Below are 18,642 nucleotides of genomic sequence, written 5' to 3' on the forward strand. Positions count from 1 at the left end.
AGAAGAATGTCGGAATTACTTCGCGAATACTTCTTTGAATTCACGCTTAAGAAGTGGGTCACGACGTGCTTTCTTAAGTTGCTTAACCATGTCTTTCACACAGTTGTGAAGCACATTATCAAGTAGTTGAGCACGGTATTCTTCTTTATCTTCATCTGTCATGTTTTCTGGCAGATTAAGAGTCGGAAACTCTTCCATCACATTAATACCAGCGAATGCTTGGCCTACAGAAACTAGAGCATGAAACTGTTCAAAGTTGTCTAGAATGTTCTGTGCACTTGCTGGCATTTCGTCCCATGATTCACGTACCGCTTCTTCAGACACTTCATGGATAGAGGTAACCATTTCGAACATTTGCTCTGGAACTTCGTCAAATTCGATAACTTTACGTAGCTCTGGAGAAATGCTGGCTAGATCGATTTTTTTGCTTTCGCTGTTAGTTGCTTCTGACATGGTGTGTCTCTCATTACAAAAAGGCGGGAATATTAATACCAAATGCATCAAATAGCTATACCCATTAGTCCGCAAGATGACCAAAGTGAATGAGTTTGTTGAACTTCTGCTCACAGGCCATGATTAGATAGGGTAACGTTCAGTCTAATTGCTTTATGCAATGGATTCCGTGATATTCAAACAAAAATATAGCACTTAATTATGAGTCGAATGCAACAACTCTATGAGTATGGTATATGTTTAATAAAGACATAATTAAAAATGGAACGCGTTATGCAACCGATAGGGACATCGATGCGAATCCTTCTGGTTGACGATGTTCAGCTAGACAGGATGCAGCTGGCTATTCGTCTAAAGCAACTTGGACATATTGTAAAAGCCGTAGGTAGTGGACTAGAGGCGTTAAATACCTATGAGAGTTTTGATCCGGAACTGGTGTTACTCGATATATCAATGCCAGATATGAACGGTTTTGAAGTCTCTCTTCATATAAGAGAAACGTTTCCGGATTGGATCCCAATTATTTTCTTGAGTAGTCACGAAGAGCCAGAAATGATTGCTAAAGCCATAGATGCGGGCGGTGATGACTATTTAATTAAGCCGGTAGATAAACTGGTACTGAACTCTAAACTTATCGCAATGCAGCGTATTGCTCATATGAGACGAGAGCTTAAGCAAGCGACAGCTCAATTGGAGCAGGTTAATCAACTTTTGACTCAGCAAGCGAATGAAGATGGCCTAACCAAACTCTATAACCGCCGTTATATCGACCATAAGTTGGAATCGATGGTTGCATGGCATGGCCGTCACAACATGCCAATGGCTTTGATTCTATTGGACGTCGATTTTTTTAAACCGTTTAATGATAATTACGGTCATATTGAAGGCGATCGTTGCTTGCAAGCGATTGCGAATCAACTCAAGGCTACTTTTTGTCGCTCTGGGGAATATGTAGGTCGATATGGTGGAGAAGAGTTTGTTGTGTTGCTAGGGTGTACCGACACTCAAACAGCAGAAAGAGAAGCCGAGCGTATACAAGAGGCTATGTATTTTCTCGATTACCCACATGAGTATTCTAGTGTGTCAAATAGAGTGACAGTGTCACAGGGTGTTTTTGTTTTTCAACCGACAGGGAAAGAAGTGCAATCAGACTTGTATGCAACCGTTGATAAAGCACTATATACCTCGAAGTCTTTGGGAAGAAACACACATACTGTAGTTAATTCTTTTTAAAAACAAAACCTTATGAATACTGCTCCTTTTGTTGCGTTGTCACTTTTTGGTGGTTATTTTAAAGCTAACTCAAAGTAAGATAGGCAAACAGTGCGAACGGAATTTCGCAATCGGGCGTATACCTTATACCTTTGATTAGATAGATGACATCGGGATAGTGGCAACGATGAGTGCAGTTATTATGCTGATGGGGAAGTTCGGTTTTGTTTTAAACCCAGACAAGCTTGTTAACTTTCACGATTGGTTAGGGCCTAACGAAGCTTTATGCAGTTACGTCCGGCCTTTTTCGCTTTGTAAAGTGCTTCGTCCGCTGATTTAATAACGTCCAGAGGAGCTTGCCCATTCCGGCTATCAGCAACTCCGAAACTTGCGGTAACAAAAACCGACTTTCTTTTCGAACTGTTGCTACCACGACGTTTTTGTCCTTGTTTATGGTTCTCAGGGCGAGATTCTTCATCGCGTAATATCATCTCGTATTCTGCAATCGATTTGCGAGCTTCTTCCAAAAAGTTCTTACATTCGTCAGTGTATTTGCCTTTAAAAACGATGGTAAATTCTTCTCCGCCAAATCGATAAACTTTTGCGCCGCCTGGGGTTTTAGTGAGGCGCGAAGCGACCATTTTTAGAACGTCATCACCAGTATCGTGACCGTAGGTGTCGTTAAACTTTTTAAAATGGTCAACATCAAGCATTGCGATCGTGAACTTCTTACCCATGTGTTTTAGATCGAGATCAAGTGCACGTCTGCTCGGAATCAGCGTTAGGCTATCGGTGAAAGCCAGTTGATGGCTAGCGGAAGCGGCATAAATAATGATAAGCAGCCCTGTTAGCGTAAACATGGTGCTTGATATGTACTGCACATCAAAGAAAATGAACGTCGCAGACGCCAATACCATGGCAGAGTAGGTCATCGCATGGATAATTTCATTCTTCTTTAAAACAAGGATTCCAAGAAAACAGACAATACCCACGCAATATAAAACAAGAATTAAAGGCAGTTTAGAGACCGTCGGTACAATAAATAAAATACCGCTTGTCCATTGTTCAAACCCTCCTTCAACGTAATATGCTAGCGTTAGATAAGACCAAAGAACGAACATTGCTAACATCAAGATGTAAGTCAACATGGCTCTAGAGTCAAAACCTTCTTTACTAAACAAAAATACCGTAAGAAACGAGACAGGAAGTAACGTGGCTAAAATGGTTAGCTCAAGTAAAGCGGTACCACTTTGAAGCGGGACTTGTAGGCGGTGCTGTATCACGAAGTAGGCTAGCAACATTGCCAAGCACACCATGGACTCTCTGCCTTGCTTAAATGAATAACAAAGGAGTAGCGCACAACCTAATAGTATGTACGGCAAGTTTGCGGCAATGCCCCAGTTTGCCTGAGTCATCTGAATAATGCTGTCCATGCCCGAACTCACTATGCCCAGTAGCAAAAAAGGGAATAAGAATCTGAAGCCTGATGAAGTCATTGACGATGAGGACATCTATTACAAACTGCCTGAAAATAGTTGACTATATAATTGGTTAGGTAAATCGTTTTATCAATATGGATATTTATCCGTTATTGAATTTCGAACTTTGAGAACTAGCAAGAATACGTCTATTTGTTCCTTTTCCCAAGTATTTTGGAAGACATTACGGCAAAAAGAGAGAGATTGATTAAATTAAGAGCAATCAATAAGTTGTTATAAACAAGTCGTTGCTATACTCATTTCATAGGAAAAAGGAGATTTACAGATGCAGATAAGCTCAGATGTACACAATTACATGGAAACATTAGTAGGCCAGGTTCTCAGTTTGCCCGAATTTTTAGAACAGTATGACAACGAACAGTTAGCCGATATTGCTTGCCTTGCGCTTATCCAGCTCAAGCCTGTCTATATCCGTCATGATATTGATTTTTTGTCTTCACTTCCTGAACAAAAATTAAGCCAGTTTAAGCAAAGCGCGGATATAGCGGTGAAAAACGCCGCAGAAATGGTGAAAGAAGACAGGCGTAAGAACCGAGAGTATGATGTGCCTGTAATTTTTTCCCATACTAGTTATGATGATGACAAAGAGTTGGATTGGTATGAAAAACCGATCCTTAACGTTAATATCAAGTAAGAGTCGCTCAGTTGACTAGTGAGTTGACCCAAGGAGGAATCGTGGGATTTTTTTCGCGTTTGTTTGGTGGTAGTGAGAAAACGGTTGAAGCCAAAAATATCGAACCAGTTGAGTATAAAGGTTTCCTTATTTACCCAGAGAGCCTTTCAGAGGGCGGACAATATCGCATCGCTGGTCGAATAGAAAAGCATGACAATGATGAAGTGAAAACACATCGGTTTATTCGCTCCGATTTACTTGGCTCAGAGCAAGATGCCAATGACCTTATGTTGAAGAAATCTCAAATGTTTATTGATCAAATGGGCGATAAAATCTTCGACTAGCAATTTACTGCAATTTGATTCCAGTCATCTTAAAAAGAGCCATTAGTGTATATGCTAGTGGCTCTTTCTTTTTAACGCATAAATCTCTGTTAAGTCAGTATTTAATCGTTACCTGGTTAGACCTCAGTCTAGTACGGTGTTGCGTTGTTATTTTTCGAGCACAGAGCGACAATCATTCATTACTTAGCGTTATATGTAATGAAATTTAGTATTTAAATTACAAAAGACTTGAAGTAATGAGACGCGTTCGATACAAACAGAATAATAACAGGGCTGTTAGTCAAGGTGTTATTGTGCAAATGGGTGTCCCCAAACATCATCTTTCGTTTGCAATTGTCTTGCGTGGTAAACAGATAGAAATAAAAAAGAATTAGAGTAGAGCGACGCTCTGTTTTGGGACTAATTTATTGATATGTATACAAGGAGTATGCGTTTTGCAAATCGGTGTACCTAAAGAGATACTCGCGGGTGAATCGCGAGTGGCTGCATCGCCGAAGTCGGTTGAGCAGTTAATAAAATTGGGATTCGATGTCGCGATTGAATCCCAAGCGGGGGTGCTAGCGAGTTTCGATGATGCCGCTTATGAAGCAGCTGGTGCGAAAATCGTTTCTAGTGAAGAAGTTTGGGCATCTGGCCTTATTTTAAAAGTTAATGCGCCAATTGTGGATGATGAGCAAAGCATTGACGAAATTGCGTTACTGCAAGATGGAGCAACACTGGTTAGCTTTATTTGGCCGGCTCAAAATGCTGAGTTGATGGAACAACTTTCAAGTAAGAACATTAACGTTCTTGCCATGGATTCCGTTCCTCGTATCTCACGTGCACAAGCCTTAGACGCGCTATCTTCGATGGCTAATATCGCTGGTTATCGTGCAGTGGTTGAGGCAGCTCATGAGTTTGGTCGTTTCTTTACAGGTCAAATTACGGCTGCCGGTAAAGTACCTCCAGCGAAAGTATTGGTTGCGGGTGCTGGCGTCGCTGGCTTGGCGGCTATCGGTGCTGCAGGTAGCTTAGGTGCCATTGTCCGTGCGTTTGACGTCCGCCCAGAAGTAAAAGAGCAAGTTGAATCGATGGGCGCTGAGTTCCTGACCGTTGACTTTCAAGAAGAGTCAGGCTCCGGGGATGGCTACGCAAAAGAAATGTCTGATGACTTCAACAAAAAAGCGGCAGAGTTATACGCAGAGCAAGCTAAAGATGTTGATATCATTATTACGACCGCGCTCATCCCTGGTAAACCTGCGCCGAAGTTGATCACCAAAGAAATGGTCGACAGCATGAAAGCGGGCAGTGTTATTGTCGATTTGGCAGCTGCTAATGGCGGTAACTGTGAATATACAGTGAAAGACCAAGTTATCATGACGGATAACGGCGTAAAAATTGTTGGTTACACTGACATGGTTGGTCGTTTGCCAACACAATCTTCTCAGCTTTACGCGACAAACCTTGTCAATCTTCTAAAACTGCTGTGTAAAGAGAAAGATGGCAACATCAATATTGATTTTGAAGATGTTGTTATCCGTGGCGTTACCGTGGTGAAAGAAGGTGAAGTTACTTGGCCAGCGCCACCAATTCAGGTTTCAGTTCAGCCGCAAGTGAAACAAGAACAGCCTGTGAAGCCAGAGCCTAAAGTAGAAGAACCTACGTCTCCAACGAAGAAAATTATTGGTGTGGCAGCGGCTGTTGGAGCCTTTGCATGGGTTGCATCGGTTGCTCCGGCAGCGTTTCTTTCTCACTTTACTGTATTTGTTCTAGCGTGTGTTGTCGGATACTACGTAGTATGGAATGTTACCCATGCACTTCATACTCCACTAATGTCAGTAACGAATGCTATCTCTGGCATTATTGTCGTTGGTGCATTACTGCAAATTGGACAAGGTAATGGCGTCGTTTCATTCCTATCTTTTATTGCCGTATTGATCGCGAGTATCAATATCTTCGGTGGTTTCACCGTCACCAAGCGTATGCTTGAAATGTTCCGCAAAGATAAATAGGAGTCACAATGTCTGCAGGATTAGTACAAGCAGCTTACATTGTTGCTGCATTATTTTTCATCATGAGTTTGGCGGGGCTTTCAAAGCAAGAGTCTGCTCGTAATGGTAACTACTACGGTATCGCTGGTATGACGATCGCGCTAATAGCGACGATCTTTAGCCCAGATGCGCAAGGTTTTGGTTGGATCATTATCGCGATGGCGATAGGTGGTGCGATCGGTATTTTCTATGCGAAGAAAGTAGAAATGACCGAGATGCCAGAACTGGTTGCGATTCTACACAGCTTTGTAGGTTTAGCTGCGGTTTTAGTTGGCTACAACAGCTACCTAGATGCGCCAGAAGCAGCAACACATGCTGAGCATGTTATCCACCTTGTAGAAGTATTCTTGGGTGTGTTCATCGGTGCCGTAACTTTCACCGGTTCAATTGTCGCATTTGGTAAGCTGCGTGGTGTGATTTCTTCGTCGCCACTTAACCTGCCTCATAAGCACAAAATGAACCTCGCAGCGGTTGTTATTTCTACGCTTCTTATGATCTACTTCGTAAAAGCAGATGGCAGCATGTTCGCTCTTATTGTGATGACTTTGATCGCGTTCGCATTCGGCTACCATTTAGTCGCTTCAATCGGTGGTGCAGATATGCCAGTTGTTGTCTCTATGTTGAACTCATACTCAGGTTGGGCAGCAGCGGCAGCAGGTTTCATGCTAGCAAATGATCTATTGATTGTAACAGGTGCTTTGGTAGGTTCATCAGGTGCGATTCTTTCTTACATCATGTGTAAAGCAATGAACCGTTCGTTTATCAGTGTTATTGCCGGTGGTTTTGGTCAAGAGATAGTGATTTCAGGTGACGAAGAGCAGGGCGAATATCGTGAAACAACGGCTGAAGAAGTTGCAGAGATGTTGAAGAACTCAAAATCAGTAATCATCACTCCAGGATATGGCATGGCAGTAGCTCAGGCACAATACCCTGTTCATGAAATTACTGATGTACTTCGTTCACAAGGTATTGAAGTTCGCTTTGGGATTCACCCAGTAGCGGGTCGTCTACCGGGGCATATGAATGTGTTACTCGCTGAAGCAAAAGTACCGTATGATATCGTTCTTGAAATGGATGAAATCAATGATGACTTTGCAGAAACCGATACCGTATTGGTTATCGGTGCTAACGATACGGTCAACCCAGCCGCACTGGAAGATCCGAACAGCCCAATCGCTGGTATGCCCGTATTGGAGGTATGGAACGCGAAAAACGTAGTGGTATTCAAGCGCTCAATGAATACTGGTTACGCAGGAGTACAGAACCCACTGTTCTTCAAAGAAAATACATCAATGCTATTTGGTGATGCGAAAGAAAGTGTTGAGTCTATTTTTAAAGCACTTTAACCATTCTTGATTTAAAACTATACAGGGTCAGCAATCGCTGGCCCTTTTTTGTTCCGTTTCAATGTTATAGTAATGCAAATCCTTCTGTTAGCAGATGTCAATTGCTTGTAGATTGATGTATAGTTTTGGCTAATGTAACAAGTGACGGTAACAGTTTGATTAAAAAGTTTTTGCTCGGTTTTGCAACTGTATTGCCGCTTTTTTCGGCACCTGCATTTTCCGATTCACTACCAGAAAGAATAGATACGTTTACAGAGCTATTTAACTATGAAGTAGCTCTTAAGTCGTACGATATTCGTATTCTGCAATCAAATTATCCTACCAAGTTACTTGCGCCAGATTCGCTTCTGCCGCAAACGTCTGACTATCCGTTAAAAGATATCCAACAGCTTTACAGCTTGGCGAATACTTGTCGTGGCAAATTACCATTAAGTCCTTTAATTACTGAGCCTTTAGTATTTACAAGGGCGATTTGTAAAGGGACGCAGCTGACACCTCGTTGGTTCTCGCGTAGTGGTCTCATTCACCCTGGTGGTGGGACGTATGCGGCACGTTATGTGGATAAGTATCCAGAACTCAAACCCAAACTATCTCAGTACATGCATATAAAAGAGCGTGATAACGAGGAAGGGGATGAGTTGCTAGAAAGCTTGAAAAACATGGATGACGACGCCATTAATGCTTTGATTGCAGGCGCGAGCATGTTTATTGAAGGTAACGAACTTTGGTTAAGACGTGGTGACCGTTACTTTGTTTTCGAGAAAGATATCTGGCAAGAGAACGTAGCGAATGCGGGTCTGTCATACGCTCTAGCGTCTCAAAGCAAAAGTTGCTTTGTTAAACGAGGTAATATTTGTTGGGATGTAGAAGATCACTCGCAAGTTTTGCGGATCAGTATGATCATACTGGTAATCGCCAATATTCTTTTGGTGATTGGTTGGGCGGTGTACCGTTGGAATAGCAAGCGAGAAGAACTACGTAGTAGAATGCTCGTGTTGCAAATTTTAACGCATGAGCTCAGAACACCGATTGCATCTCTGTCACTAACGGTTGAGGGCTTTCGTCGAGAGTTCGAGCATTTGCCTGAAAGTGTGTATGACGAATTCCGCAGATTGTGTGAAGATACGCGCCGCCTGCGTCAATTGGCAGAAGCGAGTAAAGATTATTTGCAATCTGATAACCAAATGCTTGCAACAGACTGGGTACCATCCGTTGCAGATTGGTTAGAATTTAAGATCGAAGAAGAATTTGATAGTGCCGTGCTTTTTAACATCAATGAAGATGTGGCTGCTAAAGTTAATGTGTACTGGTTAGGAACTTGTATCGATAACTTGCTTCGTAATGCGCTTAAGTACGGTGTCGCACCGGTTGAATTGGATGTCTCAACTAGTGAAGAAAAAATAGTATTCCAAGTCCGAGATGCAGGAGGCCTAACGGCTAAAGATTGGGCAAATTTGAAGAAACCGTTCGTAAGTAAGAGCGGGTTAGGACTTGGATTAACAATCGTTGAATCTATGGTAGGCCGCATGGGCGGAAAAATGTCCTTAATGGGACCACCTACAACTTTTATATTGGAGATACCTTGTGAAACAGACACTGCTTCTCGTTGAGGACGATAAAAACTTGGCTGACGGCCTGTTAGTAAGCCTGGAACAAGCAGGATATGAGTGTTTACATGTGGAGCGTATTGCAGACGTAGAGCCACAATGGAAAAAAGCTGACTTGGTAATTCTCGATCGCCAACTCCCAGATGGTGACTCTGTACAATGTCTCCCAGAATGGAAACAGATTAAAGACGTACCAGTTATCTTGTTAACGGCACTTGTTACCGTAAAAGATAAAGTTGCAGGCCTTGATTCCGGCGCGAACGACTACTTAACAAAGCCTTTTGCTGAGGCGGAGCTTTTTGCGAGAATCCGTGCACAGCTACGAGCACCGGATTCAGCAGAACAAAGCAACGCTGATAAAGTGATTACAAAAGACTTAGAGATTGACCGCTCGACTCGTGAAGTGACTTATAAAGACGAGCTAATTACGCTTACTCGAACAGAGTTTGATTTGCTGCTATTTTTGGCGTCAAACTTAGGTCGCGTGTTTACTCGTGATGAGCTACTTGACCACGTTTGGGGTTACAATCACTTCCCGACAACACGTACGGTTGATACACATGTACTACAGCTTCGTCAAAAACTGCCAGGACTGGAAATTGAAACACTTCGTGGTGTTGGCTACAAGATGAAAGCATAAGTCGTAATGAAAATACTACTCCCTGTAGTTGTCTCATTAGCGTTAGTGAAACCAGTCCATGCAATGGACTGGTTTCAAACTAACACGCCTTTAACACAGGCACATCAACACTTACTTGAAGATGATCTTGCGGGTATGTTCAACTCTCTTGTTGAACTCTGGCAAACGGAACCAAGTAAAGATTTGACTCCTCACCTTAATGATCTTCTTGGTCAGTCACTATCTAAAAACTGTGGCAAGGCTCTCACTGGTGTAACGCTGCCTGATTGGATAAGTGGTGTGAACGTTATTCGTCAGACTATTCAAAGCCCTGGGCGAGATACATTTAGATTGGTAATCAAGCTAAGAGCTACAACTGACATCGAAAATATTTCATTTAATCGATGGGTGGATGATTCTATATCCGCGGACAGTTCATTCAGCTATGAACAACAGCCGAACGGGACAGAACTTGCCAACGAGCGTAGTTACTCGAAACGCTATAACTTAACCGGTAAGCTTGAAGCTGGTTTATATCACTTAACCGTTGTTTCTACTGATAAACAAGAGTATCGAACTTGGGTAATACTTGGAGATTCAAACTCTTCTCAATATGTTCGTTGGACATCTAAAGAGAATTGGAAAGTAGAAAAGAGCGCACTTCGTAATCCCCATTGTCCATTACCGCAACTTGAAGTCGGTTTGTATGACTACATTGATGGCCAGTACGAGCAAATGTGGAAAAAGACTTACGAGTCTAACTATCCAAATTCATTGGAGCTAGCGGGTGTCCCAAACGATAGATACGTATTGGCGGTAAGTATCAATAGTCGCCGTTGGCAGGGCGATATAATTGTTGAGCAGGCTCAAACTATTAGCCGAACCTATGATCTTTCCCAGGAAGAATAGTTAAAGAAATACTACTTGTGCCGATAAAGGTTCAGGACGAACTAAAATCACAAGTGTAGTATGAAAAACAAATATAAAATTCTTGCCACTTCTGTTGCTACTATTCTTTTCGCTAATGCTGCTTCTGCTGCTACTTATGCGATAGAGGCTCGTAGTGATGCAATGGGTGGCGTTGGTACCGTATCAGCAACTTATCTAACTGCGCCTTTTTTCAACCCCGCTCTTACTGCGATTTATCGCCGAAATGACGATGCAGGCATGATCGTGCCAAGTTTTGGTGGCAGCTACGATGATCAATATGATCTAGTTGATGAGATCGAACGCATCAGCAAATTGACAGACGTCGATGAAATCAAAAAATCGATGGATGCTATCGATGGGAAAAAGACAGACTTTGATCTTGGTGGTGTCGTTGCCATTGGTATTCCCAACAAATTCTTATCTGCAACTGCATACGGTAAGCTATACACTGAATCATTCGTACAACCAAATGTTGATACCTCAGGTACTAATCCATTAGATGATAGCTATGTACAAGGTGTTTCTATTGGCGTGGCTGAAGCAGGTATTTCACTTGCTAAATACACTAATTTCATGAACCAACACCTTTCTTTTGGTGTTACTCCTAAACTTCAGCGTATATACACGTACTCATACGCCACGAGTTTTCAGAATTTTGATACTAAAGACTTACGTGAAAATGAGACCGCCGAAACGATGTTTAACTTAGACGCAGGCGCACTTTGGTTCTTTGGCCCATATCGTCTCGGTATTTCAGCGAAAAATTTGATCGGAAGAGACGTTAAAACAAAATCATTCCAATATGGCAGCGATACGATAAAATCATACGAATATAGCATGCGTCCTGTATACACCGTTGGGGCAGGGATTGTTGCCGATTACTTTACGATGAGTGTTGACTACGATCTTAACGAAGAAAAACGTTTTTCATCCTTTGATGATAATACGCAAATGATTCGAGCTGGTATTGAATTTGATATTTTGCGTCAAATGGCATTACGAGCAGGGTATATGAAGAACTTAGCTCGAAGCAATGACGAAGGAACCATTACTGCTGGTATCGGGTTGTCTCCACTTAAGTTGTTCGAATTGGATATCGCAGCTCAGTACACAAACGAGAACGCTATGGGTGCATCCATTAATTTCCTTGCTACCTATTAATTGAATCGTTATAGTCAGCTCCTCAAAATGAGGAGCTTTTTATGTTTGACGATTTACCCCCTCTATCTCACCAAGAACAACAACAAGCTGTAGAGAGAATTCAAGAATTGATGGCGAAGGGCACAAGTACTGCAGAAGCTATCAAAATTGTTGCCGAACGGATTCGTTCTGAGTACGCAGAAAAACAACAGCAACAAAACTAATCAATTCATGGACAGGGCATACGCCCTGTTTTTTTGCCTTTCTATTTTCTATTCCTTTACACTCCCAAACACCACCCTGGTTACGCTGTAACTAAAATTTACTATACCTCTATGATTTTAATCTTGTTCAATTACCTTTAAAACTAAATAGCGGGTTAGTAAAATTTTACCTCATCATATTAACCTTGGCTTACACAGTGCAGGTAGTTAGGCATTTTTTAAAGAACTTATAAGTTAAACTCAATTATATCAATTGTTTACCTCGGTATTTTAATCTGCCAACCATATTGGTCGCGATTGATCTTGTAATTTAATTACAAAGCCCAAGAGAGCCTCGTTCTCAGGCAGAAGATTATGCTAAAAAAAGAAAAAAGAGACACCGTAACTTATAACGATAATTCAACTAGAGTTATTAAATAAGCGATATAAGAACAGTAAGCACTCGCAGACATATGTAATAGATGAAGCGAAATTCATCTTATTGAGCTGCTTTTTTTAGCCGAAATACGTCTCCTGGATTTGAGCGGAGCGTTACATATTGAGCATGCTTAATCTAAAGTAGTTTTACTAAACTAGGCGACGTTGAAGTGGGTAATATGAAACCTCAAGAGTAGTAGAAATCAAGAGTAGTAACGCGTGTTACAACGTAATGTTTTCTGACATCCTTCATGTTAAATAGTCCGATAATTAGAGAAGAAATTGGAAAAACATCGTTGATCTTTGGATGAGAGGAAGCAACAAGGTTGCAATGAAAACTATTTGCCTGTTTTACACTAAACTCCTTTAACTATCATGTAGCAGTAGTTTTGATGTTGTGTTCGCTCTATGTGGACTAGACTTAATATGAGAACAAAAACTAACCTAGGGAGGAATGATGGGTTATAAGCACGTTTTGGTTGCTGTCGACTTATCTCAATCTAGCCAAGCCGTTATCGAAAAAGCAATAATGCAAGCAGATAACTCAAGCAGCAAACTCTCATTTGTTTACGTAGATGTTGATCGCATAGTCATGGAAGCGAAGGAAGAGCAAGAATTGGAAAGAAGGCTGCAAGAGCTCGCTGATAAATGCTTATACCCAGTCAACGAGACCATGGTAGTAATAGGCGATCTTCATATAAAACTATCGGGAATCGTCAAAAAAGAGGGGATAGATTTAGTTGTCTGTGGTCATCATCACAACTTATTGAGTCGCTTTTTTTCATCGATACCAAAGGTTGTGAACGAAGTTGAAGCTGATTTATTAATCGTCTATTTAGACGAGTGATCGACAACTCTTGTTCGCACTCATCATTTTTTGTCACTAAAAAGCCGAACGTTTATGTTCGGCTTGGTGTATCGGTGATAATAAAAGTTTTTAGCCAGGAATGATTGATGCCTCATGAGATAAAACAGATGCAGACTCCGCGTTTGACTGCAGATCAAAATGTACGTTAACTTGCACGCCTTCTCGCTCAAAAGTGACATCATCAAAATCGGTCATAGCGATTTTGAATCCATTTCTAGCAAAAAAGCCAGTCACCATAGTTCGCTGCTTAATTTCTAATGCAGACGCGAGTAGCTTATCCATGGCATTCTCCTTGGTTATTGTGGGGATATGGGTAGAAGATACACATAGATTGGTATGAAATCAATTTTATATAAAGTTGCTTTTGATGAAAATTTTAATGTAAGTCAATCTATCGTTTACCCCACGTGATTTATTCCACGCAAAACCTTGATAACAAGACGGCAGAGCATCTCACATTGTGATAGCAAGCATAAAGATGGTGGTGTTAATAAATACCGCCGAAACAATATGTTACAAAGATTAGCGTTAGGCCTAGTTGAGTAGACAACGCAAAATTCTAAATCTGAACAACCGCCCTAAAATGACTCACTCTTCAATACTTGTGATAACTCAGACCTAATAAAAGTAGATATCTCAGCTAGCTTTCTTGGCAAAGGGTTTTGATAAGGGTAGGCAATATACATGGAACGTTCTATATCAAAAGTTTGCGATATTCGGATGTTTTTGTCTATATAGTTACTTTTAATAAGATAGTTTGGAATGACACCAACCCCAACTCCCTCAGAAACAAAGTTTATTAAAATAGAGGTGTTATCAACTTCGATAACATCAGTATATTGATTTTTAATTGATTCCTTATTCGAATGATGTTTGTAGATTAATAGTGTTTTGTTGTTAGCATTACTTACCCTAGATATCAAAACATCACTATAATCACCAATTTTATGTGCAATAAGAGTGTCATCAATAACATTATTAAGCCTAATCGCTAAATCTACGTTGCTTTCTAATAAATTTTCTACATTGTTACTTGACGATATTTCAAAATCAACTTTTGGATATCGTTCTTTTAAGTCTTTAAGAACAGAACCAAAAATAGAAGAGGCTATAGAGTTGGGCATTGTGATTTTAAACTTTCCATCAATGCATTCACTCAACGAGCTAGCTCTGTAATTTAACTCGTGCAAACTCTCTAACGTCTTGATAGCAAGCTCTCTAATGCTTTCGCCATGATCAGTTAAAACGAGTTTCCTTGTTGTTCTGTGGACGAGTGTTACGCCAAGTTGTTTTTCTAATGCTGCTAGCTGCCTGCTGACTTGAGCTTTAGACTTTCCAAGTTCTTTTGATGCCTCTGTAAGAGAGAGGTGTTTACAAATGGCTGCAAAGCAGATCAGCTCATTGTTCATCAATTCCATGATTGTTACCTTTTTGCAACTCTGAGTCACGTTGTCTTTTAACTGGTGGGAAAGTATAACTTGCATCATCGGAGGGGGACAATGATATTTAAAAACCGCCATGAAATAATGGCAGACTACTATCTTAATAAAACCATATTGGATATTAAGTTAAACCGATATCCTGAAGAAATTAACTCAATCGGATTAAATATAGAAAATAAAGATTTAAAAATAAAGAATTTGTCTCGTGAAATTACTAAGTTGGATTCGGGTGATTTAATTATTTATTGTGCATCATTGATAATGACTCATTCCATATCGGAAAAAGTAATAATAAAAGTTGAAATTGATTCTTTAAATTATAAAGTTAAAAGTGTGAGGATATTTAAATATGAAGACTGCAATACAAAATTCGAAAAGATCTGTTTATCAGAAAGATACATTGTATAGAATAATAAATAACATTAGTACTTTGTATACCAAATCACTAGTAAAATTATTTGGTGAAGAGTTGAGAATCCATCATTGCAAACATAAGATTAATGTAAGAACCACTAACGAGTTGAGTGAGCATATGAAGAAAGATCTAGGTATAGATTGAAAAGTAGAGAGTTTACATCTGTTAGATTCCTTGTTCCTATAAAGGTAATCTAGTACTTATACGTTTGGGTTAAGCAAATGCGTGTCCATGTTGACTCATATTGAATGAGCAAGACGCAGAACCAACGTGTACTGTGTTGAACGTAACCCAAGATACAATGAAGGAACTTAATCAGCCACACGGTTTTAAAGTTGATGACTGGTTATTATCAAGTTGTCGCTGTGGTGAAATCGAAGTTCACGATCCATACAAGACAGCTGATGAGGCTTGCAAAGCAGCAACAGCCAAATACGGTGTAACTAAACTGACTTCACCAATGCTAATCTTCTAACCCTTAAGTTCGTATTATGCGACGTTATGTTGAATAATGTTTCATATCAATTACATATACACCCTTTTGATTATCAGGGTATATATGACGAACTTTCGAAAAATGAGCAAGAATTACGTTTTTCGTGAATTTGAGTGTGGTTTAAGTGTAGAAGAAGCAGCAAAACTATGTTTTAAAAGTGTGAGGATGGTCAAATTATGGGATTCAGGGAAGCCCATTCCACCCGAATGCAAACGGCTAATGAGAATGACCAAGGGGAGGGAACTAGCCACCTCGGAAGCTTGGGAAAATTTCAAAATGCATAAAGACACGCTTGAACTACCAACAGGACAACTAGTTACACCCCAAGAGATCCTTACTGGAATAGCTTTACTTGAAATTCAGTCACCTAGTGACGCAGGAACACTTACAAAACTCATGAAGTATGCTAGATGTATAGCAGGGATAAAAAATAAGTAGCATATATTTGAAGGGAAGGACTCTAAATGAAAAAAACACTTGTGATGTTAACTTTGCCTTTACTCATGCCTTTTCCAAGTCTAGCGAACTTTGAAGGATTTACAGAGAAGAGCTACTCAAACGAACAGTACTTAAGAACGCATTATACTGAAAGCAATCACTCTCAATTTCACATTGGATGTGGTAGAGGCTCTGACCATAAACTATTCAGCCTTGTCGGACTTAAACACAACAGCCTTTATGACTGGAGTGGTGTTACAAATATGAAGCTTTCAATTGACGGTGGCAAAGTATTGTCAATTAAAGGTGGGTCGAACAAGTATGACGATATGTTTTACTCAAGTGGTTCAACTGATTTGTTGATTCGAGAAATGTTAACTGGAAAATTGTTGGAGGTAAGCGTAATTGATAATGAAGAGGAAAAAATACGCTTTTCACTGGAAGGAATAGAAGACGCGTACACAACGCTCAAAGATAAGTGTAACTTACCCAAGAGCTAATTATTAAGCCGAGCAATCACTGTTCGGCTTTTTTGTATCAGAGCACAAGGTTAGTAGTGAGTGGGAATTTACCCCCGTAATACAGAACGGGGGTTTGCCCTCCGCTGCGCTCCTCCTCCTCAGTCTTCGTCGTCGTCACTTATTGTCGGGCAACCGCCAAATAGGAAAATCAATCTCGACACTCGATTGATTTAGAGAGCTATGGGAGACATGAGATAGAGCCGACACTTGGGAGTGCCCTGGGCGTTTTGAATGGTCTAGCAGGAAAGGAGGGCGGCAGAACCCAAGAGAGTTTGGGTTGCTAACCGCGCCGATTAAGTGGGGAGGCTATCTTTAGTTAAGTGGGCGGCTTGGTGCCCCGTCGTCGCTCCGCAACTCCTTATCCCTGCGGGGCTGTTTTTGTGGAGACAAATACCAACCGAGAAAAATCCCCAAAGAGAATATCCAAAGCAAATCTAAGAACTCCAAGGAAGCAGAAACCCAAAAGAGCAAATCAGCCCCCTTTAAACTCACTGTAGCCCAACTTACGAACCCAGTAATACCAATCAACGAAGTCATAGCCACCACGAAGAATCCAGCGCTTATCCCTTGCAACTTGTCTATAAAATTCATACATCCTTACCTCACATCAGAAAAGAGTTCTCACTCATCGCTTGACCACGTAGAGAGCCAATACTAGCGACATCCGTCTCAATGGAATCATCACGACCACCACGGTCATTAGTGGATGGTTCGCACGTTATAAGGCTTTTAAGCTCACCTTGTTTGAGAACCATTAAGCATTCGTCCAATAGCTCAAATTGAACATCCACGGCATCGAGATAGCGCTTATTGATAGAATAGAGCCCATCGTCGGTATAAGCGTTAATCACAACATCAAAGTTAGCCGTTCTAAGGTTGATTCCGTTTTTTTGTTTAATGATCGTCTTCTTATGGAAACCAGACAGGTAGGCAGATTGAAGCCCCTCAAAATAGAGAACATCTGTTACAGGAACAAAAGGAGAGCCGCCTTGCTGACCACTCGAATTAGCAGTCCCACCGCTAGATAAAACAGAATCCCCTTTAGTAGACGTCGAAGCCGGTCCAGCCGGAACAGATTCCAAATTTTGGCTGTTAGTTTTCGTCTCAAGTTCATCTGTTGAAACCTGACTTTCATCTTCAGTAAGTAAATCCATAGCGCCATAAATAAAATACACCGGACAAGCAATCATTAAGAACAAGGCTAGAAAGAATTTCGGAGAGCGAAACAGCGTATTCAAGCCACCTGATTTAGTAGCCGCACCCGTACCCGTAGACTTATAAAGTAGATGCGCTTCCAAAGGGATTTTTTGAGGGAATAAGTTTGCGTCTTTCTTTTGCGGAATAACTGGTTTAGTCACATTAGTAGGGTGTTTGTATATCCACGGTTTACGCTTAGCAAAGAAAAAACCATCCCTATTTTTATGAAAAAAAGCTTGCTCAGCACACGCCTTGATTGAGCTATCTATCTGCTGCCAGTCGGGAGAGAGCAACTCAATATCCCAGTTGTATTTTCGATGACGCATAAAGCCCTCGTTATAAGTTAACGGGTAGATTATGCGACCATTTTCGTCGTATTCAGCCACGCCTAAATCGTCTATCTCGCACGATTGCAACGTACTCAAATCGACAGGAACGTGGCGAGAATCGAAAAACTCCTTATAGCCTTTAGGTAGGTTTGGAAGAAATTCTTCTAAAGGGCGGTATTTAATTTTTCGACCATCGAAGCCGATGTTTTTAGAAAAGATATCCTGACACTCATCGATGACAATGAGCGCATTGAGAGGGCACCAACAGAAGAAATGCTGCCAGAGTTCAATACCAATTTCAGAGCGCGAGAAAATACGAATCAACTTAGCAGATGAAGGGAATTTAATATTCAAGCGCTTTTCAATTTCTTCTAAGGGCTGCATACCCTCAAAGTTGGTCACAACCACACGACCAGCCTTGAGAGCAGGGAGAATAACAAACCATGCCGTGTAAGCGGATTTATAAGAGCCATTGCCACCCGTTCTAATACTAATTGCCATT

At 40.9% G+C, this 18,642-nt stretch carries 21 protein-coding genes; 15 read left to right on the forward strand and 6 right to left on the reverse strand.

The window, feature by feature from the left end:
* Window positions 1-15: 15 nt before the first annotated feature.
* Window positions 16-453: a DUF3069 domain-containing protein gene (locus R7P74_RS05745; RefSeq protein ID WP_005376232.1), complete on the reverse strand. Its 438-nt coding sequence runs from the start codon at window positions 451-453 to the stop codon at window positions 16-18.
* A 273-nt stretch (window positions 454-726) separates the two neighbouring features.
* On the opposite strand from R7P74_RS05745, the gene R7P74_RS05750 reads away from it, so the two are divergent.
* Entirely contained in the window at window positions 727-1,686 is a 960-nt protein-coding gene (locus R7P74_RS05750) for a GGDEF domain-containing response regulator (protein ID WP_258634430.1), read from the forward strand.
* Window positions 1,687-1,937: 251 nt separating this feature from the next.
* On the opposite strand, the gene R7P74_RS05755 is transcribed toward R7P74_RS05750, so the two are convergent.
* The gene (locus R7P74_RS05755) at window positions 1,938-3,176 is read right to left on the reverse strand and encodes a GGDEF domain-containing protein (RefSeq protein WP_258476955.1); all 1,239 of its coding nucleotides are present in this window, start codon (window positions 3,174-3,176) and stop codon (window positions 1,938-1,940) included.
* A 253-nt stretch (window positions 3,177-3,429) separates the two neighbouring features.
* Between R7P74_RS05755 and R7P74_RS05760 the strand changes: the two genes are divergently transcribed.
* The 10 genes from R7P74_RS05760 to R7P74_RS05805 all read left to right on the forward strand — a co-directional run bounded on the left by R7P74_RS05760 (window position 3,430) and on the right by R7P74_RS05805 (window position 13,281).
* Complete coding sequence (locus tag R7P74_RS05760) at window positions 3,430-3,798, forward strand: late competence development ComFB family protein (protein WP_005376241.1); 369 nt, start codon at window positions 3,430-3,432, stop codon at window positions 3,796-3,798.
* Window positions 3,799-3,839: 41 nt separating this feature from the next.
* Entirely contained in the window at window positions 3,840-4,121 is a 282-nt protein-coding gene (locus tag R7P74_RS05765; RefSeq protein WP_005376244.1) for an HlyU family transcriptional regulator, read from the forward strand.
* Between the two features lie 434 nt (window positions 4,122-4,555).
* Complete coding sequence (locus R7P74_RS05770; protein ID WP_225473054.1) at window positions 4,556-6,112, forward strand: Re/Si-specific NAD(P)(+) transhydrogenase subunit alpha; 1,557 nt, start codon at window positions 4,556-4,558, stop codon at window positions 6,110-6,112.
* 8 nt (window positions 6,113-6,120) lie between these two features.
* Window positions 6,121-7,497, forward strand: a complete 1,377-nt coding sequence (gene pntB, locus R7P74_RS05775) for a Re/Si-specific NAD(P)(+) transhydrogenase subunit beta (RefSeq protein ID WP_005376248.1) — start codon at window positions 6,121-6,123, stop codon at window positions 7,495-7,497.
* A gap of 155 nt (window positions 7,498-7,652) precedes the next feature.
* Window positions 7,653-9,107, forward strand: coding sequence for a sensor histidine kinase VxrA (vxrA, locus tag R7P74_RS05780; RefSeq protein WP_025767766.1), 1,455 nt, complete (start codon window positions 7,653-7,655; stop codon window positions 9,105-9,107).
* Window positions 9,082-9,744: a response regulator transcription factor VxrB gene (gene vxrB / locus R7P74_RS05785; RefSeq protein WP_005376251.1), complete on the forward strand. Its 663-nt coding sequence runs from the start codon at window positions 9,082-9,084 to the stop codon at window positions 9,742-9,744. Before vxrA ends, vxrB begins: the two co-directional genes overlap by 26 nt.
* A 6-nt stretch (window positions 9,745-9,750) precedes the next feature.
* Window positions 9,751-10,632, forward strand: coding sequence for a DUF2861 family protein (locus R7P74_RS05790; RefSeq protein WP_005388048.1), 882 nt, complete (start codon window positions 9,751-9,753; stop codon window positions 10,630-10,632).
* A gap of 60 nt (window positions 10,633-10,692) precedes the next feature.
* Complete coding sequence (locus R7P74_RS05795) at window positions 10,693-11,814, forward strand: conjugal transfer protein TraF (protein WP_005388052.1); 1,122 nt, start codon at window positions 10,693-10,695, stop codon at window positions 11,812-11,814.
* A 41-nt stretch (window positions 11,815-11,855) separates the two neighbouring features.
* Window positions 11,856-12,017, forward strand: a complete 162-nt coding sequence (locus tag R7P74_RS05800; RefSeq protein ID WP_005376257.1) for a YoaH family protein — start codon at window positions 11,856-11,858, stop codon at window positions 12,015-12,017.
* Between the two features lie 874 nt (window positions 12,018-12,891).
* Window positions 12,892-13,281, forward strand: coding sequence for a universal stress protein (locus R7P74_RS05805; RefSeq protein ID WP_017634770.1), 390 nt, complete (start codon window positions 12,892-12,894; stop codon window positions 13,279-13,281).
* Window positions 13,282-13,371: 90 nt separating this feature from the next.
* Here the strand turns inward: R7P74_RS05805 and R7P74_RS05810 are convergent, their stop codons facing one another.
* Window positions 13,372-13,584 carry a hypothetical protein gene (locus R7P74_RS05810; protein ID WP_005376260.1) on the reverse strand — a complete coding sequence of 71 codons (213 nt, stop codon included), beginning with the start codon at window positions 13,582-13,584 and terminating at the stop codon, window positions 13,372-13,374.
* Between the two features lie 296 nt (window positions 13,585-13,880).
* Window positions 13,881-14,720, reverse strand: coding sequence for a LysR family transcriptional regulator (locus R7P74_RS05815; RefSeq protein WP_053349988.1), 840 nt, complete (start codon window positions 14,718-14,720; stop codon window positions 13,881-13,883).
* Between the two features lie 81 nt (window positions 14,721-14,801).
* Here R7P74_RS05815 and R7P74_RS05820 point away from each other — a divergent pair, with 81 nt between their 5' ends.
* The 4 genes from R7P74_RS05820 to R7P74_RS05835 all read left to right on the forward strand — a co-directional run bounded on the left by R7P74_RS05820 (window position 14,802) and on the right by R7P74_RS05835 (window position 16,593).
* Window positions 14,802-15,152: a hypothetical protein gene (locus R7P74_RS05820; protein WP_262592173.1), complete on the forward strand. Its 351-nt coding sequence runs from the start codon at window positions 14,802-14,804 to the stop codon at window positions 15,150-15,152.
* Between the two features lie 251 nt (window positions 15,153-15,403).
* On the forward strand, window positions 15,404-15,634 hold the full coding sequence (locus R7P74_RS05825; protein ID WP_262634087.1) for a hypothetical protein: 231 nt from the start codon (window positions 15,404-15,406) through the stop codon (window positions 15,632-15,634).
* Window positions 15,635-15,736: 102 nt separating this feature from the next.
* The gene (locus tag R7P74_RS05830) at window positions 15,737-16,093 is read left to right on the forward strand and encodes a regulator (RefSeq protein ID WP_225466265.1); all 357 of its coding nucleotides are present in this window, start codon (window positions 15,737-15,739) and stop codon (window positions 16,091-16,093) included.
* Between the two features lie 26 nt (window positions 16,094-16,119).
* Window positions 16,120-16,593 (forward strand): hypothetical protein, encoded by a 474-nt coding sequence (locus R7P74_RS05835; protein ID WP_225466264.1) that lies wholly within the window; start codon window positions 16,120-16,122, stop codon window positions 16,591-16,593.
* Window positions 16,594-17,086: 493 nt separating this feature from the next.
* On the opposite strand, the gene R7P74_RS05840 is transcribed toward R7P74_RS05835, so the two are convergent.
* Window positions 17,087-17,209, reverse strand: a complete 123-nt coding sequence (locus tag R7P74_RS05840) for a hypothetical protein (RefSeq protein WP_262634085.1) — start codon at window positions 17,207-17,209, stop codon at window positions 17,087-17,089.
* Between the two features lie 7 nt (window positions 17,210-17,216).
* Entirely contained in the window at window positions 17,217-18,641 is a 1,425-nt protein-coding gene (locus R7P74_RS05845) for a zonular occludens toxin domain-containing protein (RefSeq protein ID WP_262634084.1), read from the reverse strand.
* Window position 18,642 lies beyond the last annotated feature (1 nt).

The organism is Vibrio sp. 2033 (genome assembly GCF_033339735.1).

Excerpts from the sequence above, each read along its gene's own strand:
- R7P74_RS05745 (WP_005376232.1), bottom strand. The coding sequence starts at position 453 with ATGTCAGAAGCAACTAACAGCGAAAGCAAAAAAATCGATCTAGCCAGC.
- R7P74_RS05750 (WP_258634430.1), top strand. The coding sequence starts at position 727 with ATGCAACCGATAGGGACATCGATGCGAATCCTTCTGGTTGACGATGTT.
- R7P74_RS05755 (WP_258476955.1), bottom strand. The coding sequence starts at position 3,176 with ATGTCCTCATCGTCAATGACTTCATCAGGCTTCAGATTCTTATTCCCT.
- R7P74_RS05760 (WP_005376241.1), top strand. The coding sequence starts at position 3,430 with ATGCAGATAAGCTCAGATGTACACAATTACATGGAAACATTAGTAGGC.
- pntB (WP_005376248.1), top strand. The coding sequence starts at position 6,121 with ATGTCTGCAGGATTAGTACAAGCAGCTTACATTGTTGCTGCATTATTT.
- R7P74_RS05790 (WP_005388048.1), top strand. The coding sequence starts at position 9,751 with ATGAAAATACTACTCCCTGTAGTTGTCTCATTAGCGTTAGTGAAACCA.
- R7P74_RS05795 (WP_005388052.1), top strand. The coding sequence starts at position 10,693 with ATGAAAAACAAATATAAAATTCTTGCCACTTCTGTTGCTACTATTCTT.
- R7P74_RS05800 (WP_005376257.1), top strand. The coding sequence starts at position 11,856 with ATGTTTGACGATTTACCCCCTCTATCTCACCAAGAACAACAACAAGCT.
- R7P74_RS05805 (WP_017634770.1), top strand. The coding sequence starts at position 12,892 with ATGGGTTATAAGCACGTTTTGGTTGCTGTCGACTTATCTCAATCTAGC.
- R7P74_RS05810 (WP_005376260.1), bottom strand. The coding sequence starts at position 13,584 with ATGGATAAGCTACTCGCGTCTGCATTAGAAATTAAGCAGCGAACTATG.
- R7P74_RS05815 (WP_053349988.1), bottom strand. The coding sequence starts at position 14,720 with ATGGAATTGATGAACAATGAGCTGATCTGCTTTGCAGCCATTTGTAAA.
- R7P74_RS05820 (WP_262592173.1), top strand. The coding sequence starts at position 14,802 with ATGATATTTAAAAACCGCCATGAAATAATGGCAGACTACTATCTTAAT.
- R7P74_RS05830 (WP_225466265.1), top strand. The coding sequence starts at position 15,737 with ATGAGCAAGAATTACGTTTTTCGTGAATTTGAGTGTGGTTTAAGTGTA.
- R7P74_RS05835 (WP_225466264.1), top strand. The coding sequence starts at position 16,120 with ATGAAAAAAACACTTGTGATGTTAACTTTGCCTTTACTCATGCCTTTT.
- R7P74_RS05840 (WP_262634085.1), bottom strand. The coding sequence starts at position 17,209 with ATGTATGAATTTTATAGACAAGTTGCAAGGGATAAGCGCTGGATTCTT.
- R7P74_RS05845 (WP_262634084.1), bottom strand. The coding sequence starts at position 18,641 with ATGGCAATTAGTATTAGAACGGGTGGCAATGGCTCTTATAAATCCGCT.